This window comes from Bacillus yapensis (assembly GCF_005280205.1).
In the GTDB taxonomy this organism is placed as follows: domain Bacteria; phylum Bacillota; class Bacilli; order Bacillales; family Cytobacillaceae; genus Robertmurraya; species Robertmurraya yapensis.
The window spans coordinates 131083-152283 of sequence record NZ_SUND01000001.1 but is presented as its reverse complement, the minus strand read 5'-3'; the positions used below and the strand labels follow the sequence as shown (position 1 = coordinate 152283).

Annotated in this window: 17 protein-coding genes; all 17 read left to right on the top strand. The window is 37.7% G+C overall.

Translation table 11 applies throughout. The features are described 5' to 3' along the window. Positions 1 to 164 precede the first annotated feature (164 nt). The 17 genes from FAR12_RS00740 (at position 165) to FAR12_RS00665 (ending at position 21187) form a co-directional block, all read left to right on the top strand. Positions 165 to 1190, top strand: a complete 1026-nt coding sequence (locus tag FAR12_RS00740) for a methionine ABC transporter ATP-binding protein (RefSeq protein ID WP_126405325.1) — start codon at positions 165 to 167, stop codon at positions 1188 to 1190. Beyond that, on the top strand, positions 1183 to 1851 hold the full coding sequence (locus FAR12_RS00735; RefSeq protein WP_126405324.1) for a methionine ABC transporter permease: 669 nt from the start codon (positions 1183 to 1185) through the stop codon (positions 1849 to 1851). The genes FAR12_RS00740 and FAR12_RS00735 overlap by 8 nt, the downstream gene beginning before the upstream one ends. 13 nt (positions 1852 to 1864) lie before the next feature. After that, the gene (locus FAR12_RS00730) at positions 1865 to 2719 is read left to right on the top strand and encodes a MetQ/NlpA family ABC transporter substrate-binding protein (RefSeq protein ID WP_126405323.1); all 855 of its coding nucleotides are present in this window, start codon (positions 1865 to 1867) and stop codon (positions 2717 to 2719) included. Positions 2720 to 2928: 209 nt separating this feature from the next. Continuing rightward, positions 2929 to 3114, top strand: coding sequence for a YuzK family famiily protein (locus FAR12_RS23175; RefSeq protein WP_170972029.1), 186 nt, complete (start codon positions 2929 to 2931; stop codon positions 3112 to 3114). 684 nt (positions 3115 to 3798) lie between these two features. Continuing rightward, complete coding sequence (gene sufC, locus FAR12_RS00725; RefSeq protein WP_126405322.1) at positions 3799 to 4584, top strand: Fe-S cluster assembly ATPase SufC; 786 nt, start codon at positions 3799 to 3801, stop codon at positions 4582 to 4584. 17 nt (positions 4585 to 4601) lie between these two features. Next, positions 4602 to 5912: a Fe-S cluster assembly protein SufD gene (gene sufD, locus FAR12_RS00720; RefSeq protein WP_126405321.1), complete on the top strand. Its 1311-nt coding sequence runs from the start codon at positions 4602 to 4604 to the stop codon at positions 5910 to 5912. Continuing rightward, positions 5912 to 7141 (top strand): cysteine desulfurase, encoded by a 1230-nt coding sequence (locus FAR12_RS00715; protein ID WP_126405320.1) that lies wholly within the window; start codon positions 5912 to 5914, stop codon positions 7139 to 7141. Before sufD ends, FAR12_RS00715 begins: the two co-directional genes overlap by 1 nt. Continuing rightward, on the top strand, positions 7131 to 7568 hold the full coding sequence (sufU, locus tag FAR12_RS00710) for a Fe-S cluster assembly sulfur transfer protein SufU (RefSeq protein WP_126405319.1): 438 nt from the start codon (positions 7131 to 7133) through the stop codon (positions 7566 to 7568). Before FAR12_RS00715 ends, sufU begins: the two co-directional genes overlap by 11 nt. A 70-nt stretch (positions 7569 to 7638) precedes the next feature. After that, a complete protein-coding gene (sufB, locus tag FAR12_RS00705; RefSeq protein WP_126405318.1) occupies positions 7639 to 9036 on the top strand; it encodes a Fe-S cluster assembly protein SufB in 1398 nt (465 codons plus the stop codon). Positions 9037 to 9442: 406 nt separating this feature from the next. After that, positions 9443 to 10045: a hypothetical protein gene (locus tag FAR12_RS00700; protein ID WP_126405317.1), complete on the top strand. Its 603-nt coding sequence runs from the start codon at positions 9443 to 9445 to the stop codon at positions 10043 to 10045. Between the two features lie 999 nt (positions 10046 to 11044). Next, positions 11045 to 13231 (top strand): DUF4185 domain-containing protein, encoded by a 2187-nt coding sequence (locus FAR12_RS00695; protein ID WP_170972036.1) that lies wholly within the window; start codon positions 11045 to 11047, stop codon positions 13229 to 13231. Positions 13232 to 13578: 347 nt separating this feature from the next. Then, positions 13579 to 14175, top strand: coding sequence for a KpsF/GutQ family sugar-phosphate isomerase (locus tag FAR12_RS00690; RefSeq protein WP_126405315.1), 597 nt, complete (start codon positions 13579 to 13581; stop codon positions 14173 to 14175). A gap of 64 nt (positions 14176 to 14239) precedes the next feature. Beyond that, complete coding sequence (locus FAR12_RS00685) at positions 14240 to 15337, top strand: glycoside hydrolase family 172 protein (protein ID WP_126405314.1); 1098 nt, start codon at positions 14240 to 14242, stop codon at positions 15335 to 15337. Between the two features lie 433 nt (positions 15338 to 15770). Beyond that, positions 15771 to 17135 (top strand): ABC transporter substrate-binding protein, encoded by a 1365-nt coding sequence (locus FAR12_RS00680; protein ID WP_126405313.1) that lies wholly within the window; start codon positions 15771 to 15773, stop codon positions 17133 to 17135. 70 nt (positions 17136 to 17205) lie between these two features. Beyond that, positions 17206 to 18090 carry a carbohydrate ABC transporter permease gene (locus FAR12_RS00675; RefSeq protein ID WP_126405312.1) on the top strand — a complete coding sequence of 295 codons (885 nt, stop codon included), beginning with the start codon at positions 17206 to 17208 and terminating at the stop codon, positions 18088 to 18090. 26 nt (positions 18091 to 18116) lie between these two features. Further along, entirely contained in the window at positions 18117 to 18932 is an 816-nt protein-coding gene (locus tag FAR12_RS00670; RefSeq protein WP_126405311.1) for a carbohydrate ABC transporter permease, read from the top strand. A 38-nt stretch (positions 18933 to 18970) separates the two neighbouring features. Further along, on the top strand, positions 18971 to 21187 hold the full coding sequence (locus tag FAR12_RS00665) for a DUF6259 domain-containing protein (protein WP_126405310.1): 2217 nt from the start codon (positions 18971 to 18973) through the stop codon (positions 21185 to 21187). The last annotated feature ends 14 nt before the right edge of the window (positions 21188 to 21201 follow it).

Below are 21201 nucleotides of genomic sequence, written 5' to 3'. Positions count from 1 at the left end.
CTGCAGAAAGGCATTTTTAATTTTAGGAAACTTGAAGTACAGCTCCTAGAATTTTGAATGAAAATGAATTGGGTGCTAAAGATAAGTTTAGCAAGATAGTAATTGCTTATAATTCTGGGCAAATTGATGAGGATAATCGGAAATATGCAAGGGGTGAACAACACTTGATTTCAATACAAAATGTTAAAAAGATCTATTCTTCTATTCGCGGAAAAGTGACAGCTGTTGATGATGTCAGCATTGAGATAAATGAAGGCGAAATATTCGGAGTGATCGGCTACAGTGGTGCAGGGAAAAGTACATTAATTCGAATGTTGAATGGACTCGAGCTTCCAACTGAAGGTTCCGTGACAGTAGCTGGTAAACAGGTTTCAAAGATTAGAGGCAATGAGTTAAGAAAGGCTCGCCAAGAAATTAGTATGATATTTCAGCATTTCAACTTATTGTGGTCTCGTACAGTCAGAGAGAATATCGCGTTTCCATTAGAAATCGCTGGTATTCCAAGAAGTCAGAGACAAAAACGAGTGGATGAGTTAATCAAGCTTGTTGGCTTAGAAGGTCGAGAAGATTCATATCCTTCCCAACTAAGTGGAGGTCAAAAGCAAAGAGTTGGAATAGCAAGAGCATTAGCAAATAATCCAAAAGTTTTGCTGTGTGATGAAGCGACATCAGCCTTGGACCCACAAACGACTGATTCGATTCTAGATTTGTTAGTTGATATTAATAAACGCTTGGGATTAACGATTGTTTTAATCACTCATGAAATGCACGTCATTCGTAAAATCTGTCATCGCGTTGCTGTCATGGAAGAGGGAAGAGTTGTAGAATCAGGGCCGGTTCTTGAAGTATTTAAGAACCCACAGCAGCAAATCACGAAACGATTTGTTCAGCAGGTGACAGAGCCTGAGGAGACAAAAGAAACGATTGAACATTTACTTGAGCAATATCCACAGGGAACGGTTGTTCAACTTGGATTTGTCGGAGAATCAGCAGAGCAACCGATAATGACCAATTTGATTCGTAAGTTTGATGTAACGGTTAATATATTGCAGGGGAAAATTTCGCAAACTCAGAATGGTTCTTATGGAACATTGTTCATACATCTAGATGGAAATGGAACTGAGGTATCTAATGCTATTGAATTTATTAGAGCCCAGCAGGTTGGAGTAGAGGTGATAAAAAATGGTTAATGAACTCTTTCCAAATGTAAAATGGGACAGAATGTGGGAAGCAACTGGAGAAACGCTCTATATGACAGGGATCTCCGTTCTAGCAACCTTTATTCTAGGTATTCTATTAGGGTTATTACTGTTTCTCACTTCTAAGGGAAACATCTGGGAAAATGGCTTTATTAATAAAATTATCAGTGCTTTTGTGAATATCTTCCGTTCAATCCCATTCATCATTCTTATTGTATTACTGATTCCTTTTACAAAGTTATTGCTTGATACAATGATTGGGGAAAATGCTGCACTACCTGCATTAATTGTTGGATCTGCACCATTTTATGCAAGAATGGTTGAAATTGGTCTAAGAGAAATCGACAAAGGCGTGATTGAGGCAGCAAAATCAATGGGAGCAAAGACTAGCACAATTATTTTCAAAGTATTGCTTCCGGAATCAATGCCAGCGCTTGTCTCAGGGATTACCGTTACAGCGATTGCCCTTGTTGGCTACACTGCCATGGCCGGTGTCATCGGTGCTGGTGGTCTAGGGAATCTTGCTTACCTCGATGGGTTCCAACGTTCTCGAAATGACGTAACTTTAATGGCAACCATTATTATTTTGATAATCGTTTTTATCCTCCAAATTATTGGAGATTTAATAACAAACAAATTAGACAAAAGATAAGGAGTGGAAAGAAATGAAAAAATGGCTTACGATTTTATTGCCTTTTGCACTAATTCTATTTTTAGCAGCTTGCGGGACAAACAAAGATGAAGAAGCAACTGATGGTGGCAACGCTGATGATGCAAAAACAGAGGAAACAAAACTAGTCGTAGGTGCTTCTAACGTGCCTCACGCAGAAATTTTAGAAGAAGCAAAGCCTTTACTTGAAGAAAAAGGCATCGAGCTAGAAATTGAAACATTCCAGGATTATGTTCTTCCAAACCAAGCATTAGATGCAGGGGATTTAGATGCAAACTATTTCCAACACATCCCTTACTTAAATGCTCAAATTGCTGAAAATGGTTATGATTTTGTGAACGCTGGCGGCATTCATATCGAGCCAATCGGTGTGTATTCTAAGAAATATAAGAGCCTTGATGAACTTCCAGAAGGAGCTCACATCATCATCAGTAGTTCAGTTCCTGACCATGGACGTATTTTATCCCTACTTGAAAAAGAAGGTTTAATTACTCTTAAAGAAGGCGTAGAAAAAACAGAAGCGACAATTGACGATATCGTTGAAAATCCAAAGAAATTGGAATTTGATGCTGAATATGAAGCATCTTTACTACCTCAAATCTTTAACAATGATGAAGGTGATGCTGTACTAATCAACTCAAACTATGCAATCGATGCTGGGTTAAATCCGATTGAAGATTCCATCGCAATCGAAGAAAGTGATTCTCCATATGTAAACGTCATTGCGGTTAATAAAGGTGATGAAAACAGCGAAGCAATTAAAGCTTTAGTTGAAGTACTTCATTCTAAAGAAATTCAAGACTTCATTTTAGAAAAATACGAAGGTGCTGTTGTTCCAGTATCTGAATAATGATGTGGGGTATCTCTTTTTAGAGGTACCCTTTCATATTGTAAGGATTTGGCTTCGATTGTAAGGATGCGCTAGGTAATCTTTGGATATGGAGTCTCAGTGGGTGTGAGGAGAGTATATCTCTATATATCGTCTTTGTGTAGTCAGGTATGGCTTTGCTAGCATAATAGATGTAACTAAACCGAAAGGAATGGTACCCTATTAGTTTTTTGAATCTGAACTACACAGGTGAAATGGAAAAGGCGATGCACAGTGCTCATAAGGTGACTTACGCAGCGTATAGTCAAAAGCTAGAAGTTCGCATGAAAGTAGAGCGAAGACGGGAAAAGGATTATATTCGATCTCAACGTCTCGTGGCGGATTTGGATAGAAGACAGCTCAACAGACAAATATAATGAAATGAGAAACCAGCGTATCTATATTTTGTGACGCTGGTTTTTAATTGTGGGTAATATGTGGAAAAGCTTCTAGAGATTTATTGCGGTGAAGCGTTTGGAGGAAAAACGAATAGGTTATCCACATGAATTAGCCAGTGTGGACAAAAATTTCTGAATTGACCAAAAAGATATCCACAAAATTGCCTATTGTGAACAAGAAAATGGCGAAAATCCAAAAATTGTCCCCAAGAGCACTCACCAAAACAAGGATATCCACATAAACTTCCGTTAAAAACAAAAATTCCGAAAAAACAAACAAGATATCCACTGAGTTATTCAGTTTTCCACCATTCTCATTCTGTATTTATCAATTCAGTATTATTCGAACCATTTTAATTCCCTTCTAATTGAACTTCATTCTCAATTAGAACACGCATACATACATAAAGTGGTTATGGAAAAAATATATTGAACAAATTTTTGAGACGAGTGAAAACCATAGCAATTAATCCAACGATTGTAGGAAATACATAGGGAGATGGGAGAGATATTTTTACGATATATTTTAATCGGTTTTAACATTGCTAAAGAGTTGCTATCAAATTTCATTTGTTATAAGATTGTAATGAGAATAAAGTGAGAATAACGATTGGCAAAACCAATCGAGTTAAAAACTTTCTTTTAATTTACGGAGGTATTATTATGTCAGGATCTACTTTAACAATTAAAGACCTTCATGTTTCTATTGAAGGTAAAGAAATATTAAAAGGTGTAAACCTTGAAATCAAAGGTGGAGAGATCCACGCAATCATGGGACCAAACGGTACAGGTAAATCAACTTTATCTTCTGCTATTATGGGACACCCAAAATATGAAGTAACTAGTGGTAGCATTACATTAGATGGAGAAGACGTTCTAGAGATGGAAGTTGACGAGCGTGCTCGTGCAGGTCTTTTCTTAGCAATGCAATATCCAAGTGAAATCAGCGGTGTTACAAATGCTGACTTCTTACGTTCTGCAATCAATGCACGTCGTGAAGAAGGCGATGAGATTTCATTAATGAAATTCATCCGTCAAATGGATTCTCAAATGGAATTCTTAGAAATGGATCCTGAAATGGCTCAACGTTACTTAAACGAAGGGTTCTCAGGTGGAGAGAAGAAGCGTAACGAAATTCTTCAATTAATGATGATCCAACCAAAAATTGCAATCCTTGATGAGATTGACTCTGGTCTTGATATCGATGCATTAAAAGTTGTATCAAAAGGTATTAACGAAATGCGTAGCCCTGATTTTGGTTGCTTAATTATCACTCACTATCAGCGTCTACTTAACTACATTACTCCTGACCATGTCCATGTTATGATGCAAGGTCGCGTTGTTAAATCTGGTGGTCCTGAGCTTGCAACTCGTTTAGAAGCTGAAGGATACGACTGGATTAAGAAAGAACTAGGCATTGAAGACGAAACAGTTGGGCAAGAAGCATAAGTGTTAGGAGGATCGAAATGACAACTGAAATTAAATTACCATTTGATAAAGAGTATGTTAGCTCTTTCTCTAAAGAGATGGGTGAGCCTGAGTGGCTAACAGCTCTACGTCTAGAAGCTCTTGAGAGCGTGGAAACTTTACCACTACCTAGACCAGATAAAACAAAAATAGATAAATGGAACTTTACACAATTTGAAAAGCATATTGTGAAAAGTGATGATTTCGCATCTTTACATGATCTTCCTTTTGATGTGAAAGCTCTAGTGGATGTTGATGTAGAAGAGCAGAATCTATATATTCAACGTAATAACCGTCCTTCTGTTCTAAAAGTTTCAAAGGAACTTCAAGAAAAAGGCGTTATTTTTGTAGATATCTTCACAGCAGCAAGAGAACACGGAGACCTTTTACAAAAATATTTCATGAAGGATGCCGTGAAGGTTGACGAGCATAAATTAACAGCTCTTCATGCAGCATTATTAAACGGAGGCGTATTCTTATACGTTCCAAAAAATGTTGAATTATCTTCTCCAATTCAATCTGTATTTATTCATGATGAAGTAGAAGCAAATATGTTCAACCACGTATTAGTTGTGGCTGAAGATAATAGCTCTGTTACTTACGTAGAAAACTATATTTCTACTGTTGATTCATCTAATGGAATCTTCAATATTGTGACTGAAGTAATCGCGAATACAAACTCAAAAGTTCAATATGGTGCGGTTGATACGATTGCTAAAGGAACTACTACTTATGTCAACCGTCGTGGCCATGCTGGTCGTGATGCAAGAATTGAATGGGCTCTTGGCCTAATGAACGACGGAAATACGATTTCTGAAAATACAACAAATCTTATTGGCGACGGTTCTTTTGCTGATACAAAATCTGTTGTTGTTGGACGTGGCGAGCAAACTCAAAACTTCACAACAAAGGTTGTTCATTTTGGTAAAAATTCCGAAGGCTTTATTTTGAAGCATGGTGTTATGAAGGATCAAGCAAGTTCAATTTTTAACGGTATTGGTAAAATTGAGCACGGTGCTTCTAAGTCTAATGCGCAACAGGAATCTCGTGTTCTTATGCTAAGTGAAGGTGCGCGTGGGGATGCGAACCCAATTCTTCTAATTGACGAAGATGATGTAGTAGCAGGACATGCTGCTTCTGTTGGACGTGTTGATCCATTACAGCTTTACTACATTATGAGCCGTGGAATTTCTCAAAAAGAAGCGGAAAGACTAATCATTCATGGATTCTTAGCGCCAGTTGTGAATGAACTTCCAATTGAAGGAGTTAAAAACCAACTGCGTGAAGTGATTGAAAGGAAAGTAAAATAATGAATATCTCGGATGTTCGTTCTTATTTTCCGATTTTAAATCAGGAAGTCAATGGCAATCCCCTTGTATATTTGGATAGTGCAGCTACTTCTCAAAAGCCTATCCAAGTCATTGAAGCTGTAGATAAGTATTATCGTGAATACAATTCGAATGTTCACCGTGGTGTACATACACTGGGAACAAAAGCGACAGATGGATACGAGGGTGCAAGGGATAAGGTAAGAAAATTTATCAATGCCAAATCGACTCAAGAGATTATTTTTACAAGAGGAACAACGACAGCGCTGAATACTGTTGCAGCAAGTTATGGTAGAGCGAATCTTCAAGAAGGTGATGAGATTGTCATCACTTATATGGAGCATCACAGTAATATCATTCCTTGGCAGCAGCTTGCAAAAGCGACAGGTGCGACGTTAAAATATTTGCCTCTTCAAGAAGATGGAACGATTTTACTTGAAGATGTTCGAAAGACAGTTAATGCCAATACAAAGCTTGTATCGGTAACAATGGTTTCGAATGTTCTAGGTGTGATGAACCCAATTAAAGAAATTACCCAAATCGCTCATAGCAATGGTGCGGTAATGGTCGTGGATGGTGCGCAGGCAGCTCCGCATATGAAAATTGACGTTCAAGATCTAGACATCGACTTCCTTGGTTTTTCTGGTCACAAAATGTGTGGTCCAACAGGCATTGGTGTTTTATATGGGAAAAAACAGCTTCTTGAAAACATGGAGCCAATCGAGTTCGGTGGCGAAATGATTGATTTTGTTGACCTATATGATTCCACTTGGAAAGAGCTTCCATGGAAGTTTGAAGGTGGAACACCGATTATTGCTGGAGCGATTGGGTTAGGTGCGGCGATCGACTTTTTAACAGAAGTAGGTTTAGACAATATCCAAGCACATGAGCATCGTTTGGCAGTATACGCTCTTGAAAAAATGTCTACAGTTGAAGGGATGACCATTTATGGTCCAAAGGATGCAGCGAAACGAGCGGGCCTTGTTACCTTTAACTTAGCAGATGTACATCCGCATGACGTAGCGACTGTACTGGATGCTGAAGGAATTGCCGTTCGCGCTGGACATCATTGTGCGCAACCATTAATGAAATGGTTAAAAGCATCGGCAACAGCTCGTGCCAGCTTCTATCTGTATAACACAGAAGAGGAAATTGATAAGCTCGTATCTGGGCTTCTCAAAACAAAGGAGTATTTTTCGGATGTCTTCTAATAATTTAGATCAATTGTATCGACAAGTGATTATGGATCATTATAAAAATCCTCGTAATAAGGGTGTTTTAGAGGATGACAGTTTAACGATAAATATGAATAATCCAACCTGCGGCGACCGTATTCAATTGACGCTTAAGGTGAATGATGGAAAAGTAACGGATGCGAAATTTGAAGGTGAAGGTTGCTCCATTTCAATGTCTTCTGCGTCTATGATGACTCAAGCGATTAAAGGGAAGGATATAAAAGAAGCTTTAAAGCTTTCAACTATTTTTTCCGATATGATGCAAGGGAAAGACTATGACGATGGTATTGATTTAGGTGACATTGAAGCACTTTCAGGCGTATCCAAATTTCCAGCTCGAATTAAATGTGCCACTTTAGCGTGGAAGGCAATGGAAAAAGGCCTAAAGGAAGATGAACAATAATAGAATAAGGAAATAAGGGATTGTGATGGTGCATCACCCCTTATCCCTTATATGAAGGAGGAAGACGACGATGGCAAAAAAAGCGCCTGAGATCGGTGATTATAAATATGGCTTTCATGATAAAGACGTTTCCATCTTCCGATCAAAACGTGGTCTTACACGTGAGATTGTAGAAGAAATTTCTAAAATGAAGCAAGAGCCTCAGTGGATGTTAGATTTCCGCTTAAAGTCATTGGAGCATTTTTACAAAATGCCAATGCCACAATGGGGTGGAGATTTAAACTCTTTAAACTTTGATGAGATTACGTACTACGTAAAACCATCTGAGAAAACAGAACGCTCTTGGGATGAAGTTCCTGATGAGATTAAGCAAACTTTCGATAAGCTTGGAATTCCAGAAGCAGAGCAAAAGTATTTAGCTGGTGTATCTGCTCAGTATGAATCTGAGGTTGTTTACCATAACATGCAAGAAGACCTTGAAAATATGGGAATCGTGTTCAAGGATACAGATTCTGCCTTAAGAGAAAACGAAGATATTTTCCGCGAGCATTTTGGAAAAACGATCCCACCTACAGATAACAAATTTGCTGCATTAAACTCAGCTGTTTGGTCTGGTGGATCTTTCATCTACGTACCAAAAGGCGTAAAGGTTGAAACGCCTTTACAAGCGTACTTCCGTATTAACTCTGAGAACATGGGACAATTCGAGCGTACTCTTATCATCGTTGATGAAGGCGCACATGTTCACTATGTTGAAGGATGTACAGCTCCTGTTTATACAACAAACTCACTTCATAGTGCGGTTGTTGAAATCATCATCAAAAAAGATGCATATTGCCGTTACACAACAATCCAAAACTGGGCAAACAACGTTTATAACTTAGTTACAAAGCGTGCAGTTTGTGATGCTAATGCAACAATGGAATGGATTGACGGAAACATCGGTTCAAAATTAACAATGAAATACCCAGCTGTTATTTTGAAAGGTGAGGGCGCTCGTGGTATGACTTTATCGATTGCAATTGCAGGTAAAGGTCAGCACCAAGATGCAGGTGCGAAAATGATGCATTTAGCACCAAATACATCTTCAACGATTGTTTCTAAATCAATTTCCAAGCAAGGCGGAAAAGTAACATACCGTGGTATCGTTCACTTTGGACGCAAGGCTGATGGCGCACGTTCTAATATCGAATGTGACACATTGATTCTTGATAACAAGTCAACTTCAGATACAATTCCTTACAACGAAATCCTAAACGACAACATCTCTCTAGAGCATGAAGCGAAGGTTTCAAAAGTATCTGAAGAACAATTATTCTACCTCATGAGCCGCGGTATTTCTGAAGAAGAAGCAACAGAAATGATCGTAATGGGCTTCATCGAGCCATTCACAAAAGAACTTCCAATGGAATATGCAGTTGAAATGAACCGTCTCATCAAGTTCGAAATGGAAGGTTCAATTGGATAACATCATGTAAAAAAGCTAGGGGATTCCCCTAGCTTTTTTATTGTTTAGCTATGTTAAAGGTGGTTGCTGAATTTATTTCATTGAAAAATAGAAGGAAAAACTCCGTCTAAATCAAGAAATTCACCTATTTCTCTTTAAATAAGAGGAATTTTTCCGGTTAAGCTATACATTTTTCATGATTTTAAGGCTATTTAGGTCATTTAGCGGAAAAACTCCGCCTATTTCAGATATTAACCATTAATGTTTCAAAATAAACGGAATTTCTCCGGTTAAGTGGGACACTTCACTAAGAACTAAAAATCAACATTGAACAATAAACTGAGCCTATTTTAAAACATTTAATCCCAATTATCATTCCTATATTATGTTAAAATTTACATAATATATCAGTTTGGAGGAAGAAGATATGAACCGAATGTCATTTGAACCGCCAACAGATCATTATGATAACAGAATTGCAGCTATTGACGAAAAAATTTGTAATTTAATAAAACAACGGAAAGAGCTATCAAATAACAACCCGGGTTTCCCGACTAAAAATCTTATTTCTAATTGGAGTGAAAAATATCATTTTTATGAGGGATTTTTAAACAGTATTTTTTCTAATTTCTTACACGAAGAAATTTTTAAACCAATTGTAGAGCCTCAGGGATTTCTTAAGAATATACCAATATTAAAGTCATTTGAAAAAGATAGTGTATTTTATTCAGTAACATTTGTACGTCAATATGAAAATGCAAGTGTCGTTCATTTTAATATTGATAAAGAAGAGATTGATGAAGAAATGCCTGGAAGGTTTCAAAGATTTACTCACTTTGAAATGTCTATAGAAAGTAATGGAACTGAATATGAATCCCGAAATATAGGAGGAGGAGGCTCAGGTACCCATGAGACATTTACATTCATTGTATCGCCAGCTTTACCTGACGATATATCAAAATTTAAATTAGTCTTTAAGGAGTATGAAGTGCCATTCCAAAAACCAACGGGATTTGAATTTATTATATAAGAATACATTAGTGTTTGCATCTTCAAATCATTTTGCCTAAATAATATTGAAAAAATATAGCTGCTGTCGTGTGATCATGCAAAAATGTAAAAGTTGTAATGCCCAATTTCGAAGGGCTAGTATATATGAATCTCTTTTTGGCGGGATATAGACCAATTGTACGTAAGCAATTGTAATACTGAACACAATATAACAGTAATTGGAAGACTTATGTTTGTATCCATAACTATCGTTCCAATGTTGTTATTTGGAGAATTTTTTTCACCCTTCGATAATGTCCTTACGAAATTGAGAGTAGGAGTTGCAATTTTGTTATTTGGTTCGATGTCTGCACCATATCTGGTTCAATTCAAGAATGTAGATCTACTATCATACTTTAATTAAAAATATAAGAGATTAAAGTTTATTGATTAATAGGAAAAGATGCTCTCTAACATTATATGAGTATGATATTTTCTATGAAAAGAAAAGGATACAGATGTATAGGTATAGGTTTAGTTTGGATTCTGACATTTGGTGATATTCTATATCGTTTGGTAGAAATAGTTGTTAGTAGTAGAAATTCATATTGTTAAGAAAGTCTTCATTTCTAGCTAAGTTTTATTGTGCTAGAGAGAAGATTTTTTTGATTGTGTGACTCGTTGATTGGAACGGAGGGTGACGACTCCAGCGGGAAAAGCGGGAAAGTCGAGACTTACTGGCGCTAACGCCTTCCAGCTTGGCCCCGCCCGCGGAAAGCGTTCACCCGTAGTGGAAATCAATCTACATTTTTATTCAAGAATAATTTTTCAATAAAATACCCAACTTGCCGAAGGCATTCAAAAAATGAGAACTATTACCTATTTCTATCATGATAAAGAAAATTCTGTTTTCTTTATCAAATCTATCAAATATAATCTGAATTGAGTAGGGTGGTAATCAAGGTAGTGAGGAGGGAGCCGAACGAATTGAAAAATGAAGCCGCTTACACTCATAAAATCATATGCGGAGGTTAGACAAGTGAAAAGCATAAAGATCAAATCTATTTTATCAACAATGCTCATTTTACTACTGGTCGTATCAATTGCGATTCCGTCACTTGCGAAAACACAAAGTAATCAAACAACTGCTTCAAATACTGCAGAAGCAACCGAAAGCTTTGAACTCGTTGCTAGTAAAGCTCAAAAAATTGCTCGAGTTACAGGAAGAACACTTGAGGGAGAAACCATCCCGAATCCTAGTAATACTCCCGAAAACTATGGCCTTACAGCAACTGACTTAGGAATTGTCTGGGATGCTACAACTGACCCAGAACACAAAAAAGTAATGGTTGCCTTTGGAGATTCTTATGACGATGGATGGGGCGGCTTCGGTGGTGGCGGTACTGGCTGGAGAGGAAATCTATTAGCCTTATCAGAAGACACTGACCTTACAGATGGACTAACATTCTCATCAATGATTGCTGATGAAGATACTCCTAACTATGCAAAAGAAATCATTTATTCTGCTCATGATACTTCAGGAAGCGGTGATTTTACAGCCATTCCTACTGCTGGAGTAACCGTTGGTGACAGACATTTTATTCATTACATGCAGATCCGTAACTGGGGTGCAAACGGTAGATGGAATACGAACTTTTCTGAGATTGCATACTCCGATGATGAAGGACAAAATTGGACAAAGTCCGGAATTAAGTGGGGGGCTGATAGTAAGTTTGCCCAGGCAGCTTTTTTAAACGATTCTGTAAACGTTTACATGTTTGGGACACCAGCTGGACGCTTTGATGCAGCGTATTTAGCGAGAGTGAAGCCTGAAAATATGCTTGTGAAAGAAGAATATGAATACTGGAATGGTTCTGAATGGATCAAGAACAATGAAGCAGCTGCAGTCCCAGTCATTGAAGCTCCTGTGAGCGAATTGTCTGTTGCCTATAATTCGAAATATAAAAAGTATATTATGGTCTATCTCAATGAAAACCGCTATGCACTTGTGATGAGAAGCTCTGATAGCTTAACTGGTGGATGGTCAGATGAGGTTGAAATTGCAACAGGTGCAGAGTTCCCAGGTCTATACGGTGGATTTATTCATCCATGGACAAATGATGGGGATGATTTATACTTTGTGATGTCAGAATGGGGTCCATATAATACAGTCTTAATGCATTCAACATTAAGCAAGGGCACACCTGTGGCAAACCTTATTGAAGATCCATCCTTTGAAAAACAGAAATCAAATACAATTTCTACGCCATGGGTAATTGAAGGCAATAAAAATGGTGGAGTAGATAGAGGAGCTAAAACTTCACGAGCTGGAACGAACAATGTCTATTTGCGTGATACTACAGGCTGGAATGCTTTCACACAAGATGTTGCTGTTCAACCAAACACAGTATACAGATTGACTGGTTACGTGAAGACATCACAAAATAATGCGAATGGCTATTTTGGAGTCCGAGGTTCTGCAGGTGATATTTTAAAAGAAGTGAAGTTTGGTAGACATGACAATTATGAGAAGCTTACCGTTCAATTCAATTCCGGTAATAATACAACAGTAAGAATTTTTACAGGTATGCATTCTGGTGGTGATACGTGGATACAAGCGGATGATTATATGCTAGTGCCTGTTGATCAAACAGCTCCGGAAATCACGCTCAAAGGTGATGCTAATATTGAATTAGAATTAGGTGAGTCATTTACGGATCCTGGTGCAACTGCCATTGATAATTTAGATGGGGACCTTACTTCTAAAATTGAAGTATCCGGTGAGGTAAATACGGATATTGTCGGAACCTACACATTGAAATACAATGTAACTGATTCTGATGGAAACAAAGCAGCTGAGGCTACGAGAACTGTTAAAGTAACTGGAGAAGAATACACAGTTAGCAATGCGGTCTTCAGTGGAAGTGATGGAGCAGAGTTAAAATACTTACCGACAAAGGGTATTGTTATGGCGAATGCTGATATCCGAAATAACTCTAGCGATGAAAAGACAATTACATTAGTATTTGCGCTCTACAACAAAAAGGGTGAAATTGAGAATCTTTCTGGAATCACACAAGCCATTCCTTCCGGTGGAGTAGAAAAGGTTTCGGGTGGCTTTAAAATGCCTGGAAATAATTCTGGCTACACATTGGAAGTATTTGTAGCAGATTCTCTGATTGACTTGAACAAATTATCAAATGTAGCAAAATTAGCTCAGAAATAATAATTATTATCTAGAAATCCAGTGTTTATCGAAGGTGGGACTATAGTCTCACCTTTTTCCATTTTCAAGGAGTCTGTCGAAATTAAAAAATTTATTTGAAAAATTTAAAAAAGGTATTGCTATAATCTTCATCTTGTCATACACTCTAGTTAAACGTTTACACGATTTTTGTTTACACAAATTTTTTTAACAGATGGTTAAACGTTTACATATTTCTCAGAAAATATATTTTTTTAAGACAACTGTAAACGATTACAGGTTGACAATTTTCTAAAAAGAGATCTCATGATAAGAGATTTTAGCAGGTAGTTTCACAGATTTTACAACCTAAGTGAGAGGGGAAAACTATGGATCTATTAAGCTATGTGAAAAACGCGATTGATGTAGAAGCTGATTCAATAAAGAAGTTATCAGAGAACGTCGGTCCAGAATTTGAAAGCGCCATCACGCTGCTTGCAAATTGTAAAGGAAAAGTGGTCATTACTGGTGTAGGGAAGTCAGGTCATATCGGTAAAAAAATCGCTGCTTCCTTAGCAAGTACCGGTACTCCTGCATTCTTTGTTCATAGCACGGAAGGTGTGCATGGGGATTTAGGAATGATTCAGGAGAATGATGTGGTCATTATGATTTCCAATAGCGGTGAAACTGGTGAAGTTTTAAGTCTCCTGCCATCTATAGGTAAAATAGGCTGTAAAAAAATTGCGATTACTTCTAAATCAGAATCAACTCTTGCAAAAGCGTGTGATGTAGCACTCGTTTATCAGTATGATCGAGAAGCTGACCCGCTTGGTCTAGCTCCAACGACAAGTTCTACCTTAACTCTTGTCATAGGTGATGCGTTGGCAGTTGCCCTTTCTATCTTAAAAGGATTTAAGAAAGAGGATTTTCATCTCTATCATCCAGGGGGAAGTCTTGGGAAACAATTATCAGAAAAGGCGAAATAAAATAATAAATTTTTATGTATAATACTATCAGACGAATAATTTTATGCAGAAAGGAACATAGAACATGACATTTTTAGGATCATCTTTAAGAGACTTATACCGCAAGCGAGACAGTAAGAGAAGAAGAGCCTCTAGTTATGATACAACAGGGGGAAATAGAGATTATTTAAAAATTTACCCTGGAGAGAAAATTGATATTTGTAACCTTCAAGGTGCTGGATGTATCACACATATTTGGATGACCATGGCTCCATTAAATGATGTTATGGAAGAATATTTACATCGTAAAATTGTTATTCGCATGTACTGGGATGGAGAAGAAAACCCAAGTGTGCAAGCACCAATTGGAGACTTCTTTGGAATGGGTCATGGGATTACAAAGAACTTTGTATCTGCTCCATTACAAATGAGTCCTGAAAATGGAACAGCGATGAACTGTTGGTTCCCTATGCCATTTGGTGAAAATGCAAGAGTTGAAATTGAAAGCCATGCAGATGAGCCAATCAAGTTTTACTTTTACGTAGATTATGAGGTTTATGATAAAGAAATCGATAGCCAGCTGCGCTTCCATGCTCTTTGGACAAGGGAGTTAACAAAGGGTATTGAAGGTGAAGTTTCAAATGCGTTGTATTGCTTCGGTGGTAAAAATACGACTGGTGACGAGAACTATGTCATTTTAGAAGCAGAAGGAAAAGGTCACTATGTTGGCTGCAACCTTAACATTCACAATTTACGCTTCACACAAGAGTGGAACTGGTATGGTGAAGGAGACGATATGATTTTCATCGACGGAGAGCCTTGGCCGCCTTCACTTCATGGAACTGGAATGGAAGACTATTTCAATACAGCATGGTGTCCACAGCAGGAACAAAGCACACCGTACCATGGTATTATCCTTGGTGGCGGACCGAACTGGTCTGGTAAGATTACTGCATATCGTTATCATATTGAGGATCCGATTATGTTTGATAAATCTATTAAGGTATCGATTGAACATGGTCATAACAACAATCGAAGTGATGACTACTCAAGTACGGCTTACTGGTATCAAACAGAACCACATAAGACGGTTCATCCAATCCTCCCTGTGAAGGAAAGATTGCCATTACCAGATACCCTACCGTTCAATCCGGATGACTTGAAAAAATGCTTTGATTATTAATTAAAGAAGAGATCCTTTGAATCTCGTAAATTACGTATTTTCAAAGGATCTCTAAATGACAGATTGTGACAAAAAATTTAATAATCAAGAAACTCAAAAATAATATTGATAAGTTATAATTCGTATAATATCATATAAGTAAGCGTTTTCAGTTTGTGGCCATTCGTTGTATGTAAACGATTACAGATATTGAGTTCTGAACTTTTTGACTAATCAAGAAGGTAGTAACAAATCCTGAGTACTTACCAGATTACGAGAATTACTGCATTGCTTTTTAAAAAGAACACATCTTTCTACCCGGTTGTTGAAGGGGGTGGTTGCTTTATTGAATGTGTAAACGTTTTCTGAAATGAAGGTTAATACCTACTTGTTAAGAGAACTTCGCCCGAAGTTATTCTTATAAAAAACAAAAAAATAAGGGAGGCAATTTTTTATGAAGAAACCTAAGTTTTTAGCATTTATGTTAACAGTTTTATTCATTATTTCTTCCGTACTTACTGGCTGCTCAGGTACTGGTCCTGCTGGGACAGAAGAGGCAGAATCAGGTGATTCAAAGGATTCATCTGGTAAAACAGTTCTTAACTTCTGGACACCACAATGGGGAGAAGCAGATGCTGAGTGGTGGGAAAAGAATATTGAGGCTTATAACAAATCACAGGATAAAGTTGAAGTTAAACTTGAAATCGTTCCTGGGGATGCATGGGATCAAAAAACTGTTGCTGCACAGGCTGCAGGAACTAGCCCTGATATAGCAACAATGAACTATAATAAAATCATTTTCTCTGCTGAGCAAGGAAAAATATTACCATTAGATGAATATACAGACCCAGCTATTTGGGATGACCTTTATGAAAACATTGCAGACTTCGTTACTTTAGATGGTAAACATTATGCTTATCCAATGTTAGCTGAACCATCTGCAGTATTGTTCTACCGCAAGGATTTGTTTGAAGAAGCTGGCTTAGACCCTGAAAAGGCTCCAGTTACTTGGGATGAATTAATTGAATACGGTAAAAAGTTGAAAAAAGGGAATGTCTTCGGTTTAGCGGCTGCAGGAAACGCTGCTGAGTATGGCTGGACACATTGGGGCTTCCAAGCAATGGTAGGACAGCAACCAATTAGTGAAGATTGGTCTGAGGCAACAATCGTAAACGAGCCAATGAAAGAGTTAATCACTTTCTGGAATGACATGTATCAATCTGGAATTGTTCCAAAACAGCCATTAGGCGGATATACAGACATTAAGCCACTTGCTGAAGGCCAAGTAGCAATGCAAATCAACGGTTCTTGGGCAATTGGACAATTAAGAAATGACTATCCAGATCTATTAGATAATATCGGTGTTGCTGTTGTTCCAACAAACGATGGAAACCAAGATAAGCCAACTGCTTCATTAGGTGGATGGACTTTAACAATTGATGGAAATTCTAAGCATCCAAAAGAAGCTGCTGAATTTATCCAGTGGTTATTAGCTGGTGACGAGCAAATCATGGTGGATTTCTTCAAAGATGTAACAAAATTCTCTAAGTTTACTGCACGTAAATCTGTTGATGAAGTGTTAGCGCAAGATGCTGAAGGTGCAAATGATCCATGGAGAAAATTAATTGCAGAAGAAGTTGTACCATATGCTGTTGCTGAGCCTATCTACGCTTGGGAAGTTAGTATGGCCTATGCTACTGCTTTAGAACGCGTAATGCTTGAAGGGCAAGATGTAGAAAAAGCTCTACAAACTGCTGAAAAAGAAATCAATGACTACATTAAAAATAATAACTACGCAGGAACCAACCCGAAAAAATAATAATTAAATAATTTATTGGGGTCTGGGGAGCAGTGTTACCAGGCCCTGATTATTAGGATGGTGAATTCAAATGAATAAGACTTTAAAAAAGAACGATATGAAGACAGCATACGTCATGTTACTACCAATTGTTGGTCTATTAACAGTCTTTGTTGTCATCCCACTAATTTATGCCATCTTTGTTAGCTTCTATCAATGGAGCTTTTACCAAGACTCTATTTTTGTAGGGTTTTCCAACTATTTGCTCGTATTAAAGGATCAAGCCTTCTATAGAGCGATGTGGACAGGTATAAAATTTGCCTTAATTGTTATTCCTATTCAATTTGTTGCCGCATTCCTATTTGCGCATTTAATTAAAAATTTATCTGCAAAAGTTGGCGGTTTCGTAAAAACTTCAATCTATATTCCACACGTAATCTCTGGGGTTGTAGCTTCAATCGTGTTTATGTTCATTTACAACTACAACGGAGGTTTAGCAAACTACATTGTAGGCTTATTTGGAAGTGAACCAATTCCATTTCTTGCAGATGTAAAGTATGCCTTAGGTAGTATTTCACTTCCAGCTATTTGGCTTGGATTTGGTTTCACCACTCTCATTATCCTTGCTGGTATCAATGATATTCCAGATTCTTATTATGAGGCAGCAGAAATCGACGGTGCGAATACATTTCATAAAATGATTTTCATTACATTGCCTTTATTAAAAAATGTATTCTTGTACATTATTGTTGTCGGACTTACAGGTGCTATTCAACAGTTCGATTTACCGTATGTCATGACCAATGGTGGACCGCTAAATTCAACGATGACACCAAATCTATTTATATATACCCATTTCAAAAATGATCCTTACATGGGATATACCATTTCAGCAGCGTTATTACTATTTGTCATTATCGGTGTAATATCTGCTCTTATGTTTAGATTGGTTAATTCTAAGAAAGTGGAAGATTGATCAAGTACTTTGGAGGTGAGTAAAAAATGAAGAAAACAAAAAAGACTCTATTAACCATTGCAGGATTATTAGTTGCCTTAATATCGATTTTTCCACTATTTTGGATGGCACTTGCCGGTTTTAAACCAAAGACTGAGGTTCTTGGTTATCCATTTAAATTCTTTCCAACAGTGTGGGATTTCTCCAACTATAATGAGCTCCTGCATTCAACCGAATTTATCCGCTCCATGGGTGTTACCTTTGTAGGGGCTATCATTTTTACAGTGCTTGTAATTTTTGTCAATTCAATGGCTGCATACTCATTTGCTCGCTTGAATTTTCCGTATAAAAACACGTTGTTTATCTATGTCATTATGACGATGTTTATTCCGTCAATGGCGATATTAATTCCTTCTTATATTGTTGTTGCGAAACTAAAAATGCTTAATACACTGACTGTGCTTATCCTGCCAGGGGTGGCTTCAGCTGTCAATATGTTCTTAATGCGCCAATTTTACTTAGGTATTCCAAAAGAGTTAGAAGAAGCTGCTGTCATTGATGGAGCTACAAAGTTTGGCATCTATCGCCATATCTTCTTACCATTATCCGTACCAGTATTCGTTTTAGTAGGGATTGGTTCATTTTTAGGATTCTGGAACTCACTAATCTGGCCAATTATGACAATTTCAGATGAAAGATTATACCAAATCATGCAGACATTAGCATACTTCCGTTCAGCACAAGCAACAGAATGGGCGATGATTATGGCTGGTTCTACAATGGCCGCAATCCCAACAATCATTCTATTTGCTGTCTTCCAAAAGTATTTAATCGAGGGAATCAAGCTCTCTGGTATCAAATAAGTCTCGTAATAAAATGATAGATTCAAAGGATGATGACGATGATTTTTCTCGAAAATGATTTCATATCGATTTCTTTTCATAAGGAAACAGGTTCGATTTGCAGTTTAATAGATAAACAAAAGAAAATTGAATACATTCCCGAAAAGTTATCATCCGTCCCTTTCCGGGTGGAACTAGAGGAAGAAACGATTACCGACTTTCATCGTTTTTCCTATGAAGCCGATAAAGAGCGTTTGGGCTATAAATTTGTATGGGAATTGGCTCCGGATCTTGCTTTAAAGGCAAGAGTCTGGATTCAGGATGATTCGAACGAGGTATCGTTTGACTGTGAATTACAAAATGATTCAAGTAAGTCCATCTATACACTCGAATATCCGATTATTCCGAACATAGGAAATATAACGGAGCAAGGGGAAGATGATTATCTCGCTCATAGCTTTGCAACAGGCTTTCTTATCCATAATCCACTGAAAAATTTTACAAGTGAGTGGAATGGATTTAGATACATGCCATACCCTGAAGGTTTTTCAGGTTCAACGATGCAATTTTTTAGCTACTATGGCAAGGGCCAAGGTGGACTTTACTTTGCAGCCTATGATGCTGATAGCTACACAAAATGGCTGAACTTTTATAAGAATGAGCAAGGATTCCTTGAGGCTACCTTCCTGGATAGCTGTGAAGATATTGGTCCTCATAAAGGAATCACGGTTAACTATCCAATCGTTATAAAAACATTAGAAGGCCATAACTGGTATGAGGCCGCGGATATTTATAAAGATTGGGCAGTTAATCAATATTGGTGCCAAAAAGGCGAACTTTCTAAGACGGATGATAAATGTGACTGGCTTTTAGATGATGTGGGGCTTTCTACATTTGGAATTAATGCTGGAGCGGACAGAGCTGAGTGGATTGAGAAATATCATGAACATATTGATACAAAGATGCTTCATATTCTTGGTCCTGACTGGACGAACAAAATCCAAAGCTTTGGAATGGGGATTCCAGGAGGATATAAGGATTGGTTTCCGACAAGATTTAATGAAGCGACTTTGAACGCGATCAGAGAAAATGGGGATAAGTTTGCCCCGTTTGAGTTTGATTACTTATTTAATCTTTTTGGTGCGGATGGGATCAAAGGAAAAAGAGCACTTCAAGAGATTCCTAGAGACCCGTCAAAAAGTATTGACCAATATAAATTCCCATTTGTATGCCCAGCAGACCCATATGTCCAAGACCTTCATGTTCGCAGGGATGAAACACTTCAATTAGAAAGCAATGTGGATTCTATCTATTATGATATTTCCGCTAATAATATTATGAAACTATGTATGGATGATTCTCACGGTCATACAAAGGGTGCTGGAAGACAGATTACTCAAGCCTACCGCGAGAATTATATCAATACAAAAGAGGCGATGAGCCGTGCTGCTGATGGACGATACATTCCAATGGGGACTGAAATGATCAACGAAGTATTCTTGGATGTATTAGATTATTATCAGACACGTGCTGGTGGGGCACCTGCTGCGCCATTAGAAGGCTATAACGTCCGAGAATTACTCAAAAAAGGCGAAGCAGAGTTAATCCCGATGTTTACGTATGTATACCATGAGTATGGTGCTGTTCGTTTAGACGGTTGGGGAAAAATTGTTGAAGAAATTGGCGACCTGTTCTATTTCCACGTGGCTCGTACGTATTTATGGGGCGGCTTATACGAATTAAACTACGAATATAGTCCAATGGAAGTCATCAATGAAAAAGAAAACTCTGTAGATGAGCATTACTATCCGTTTGAGGCAAGAGGTTATGGATTCTCACAAGCTAGGGCTGAATACATTTCGAAATTTGCTAAGCTTCGGACAGGAGCAGGGAATAAATATTTAGCCTATGGAAGAATGTTAAAGCCATTTGAGTTTGAGGTTGAAAAGGTTAACCTTAATTGGTTTATCTACAACTGTGCCAAAGATCATAAGGAATACAATGATACAGGTGAATTAGTAGTTGACTCTATTATTCATTCTGCATGGCAATATCAAGATGAGAGTATTGGCTTATTTTTCGCCAATGTAAGTGATGAAGCAAAAACGATTCAAATTAAGTTAGACTTAGCTTCATATTTTGCGACTGACTCTGTCAAGGTTGATCGTATGACCGAAAATGAGAAGGTTGAGCTGCTAACAATGAATCCTAAGGATAAACAAACAGTGGATGTTCAAATCCCGGCAAAAGGCTATATTCTGCTGGAAGTGAACTAAGGCGCGTATTCACA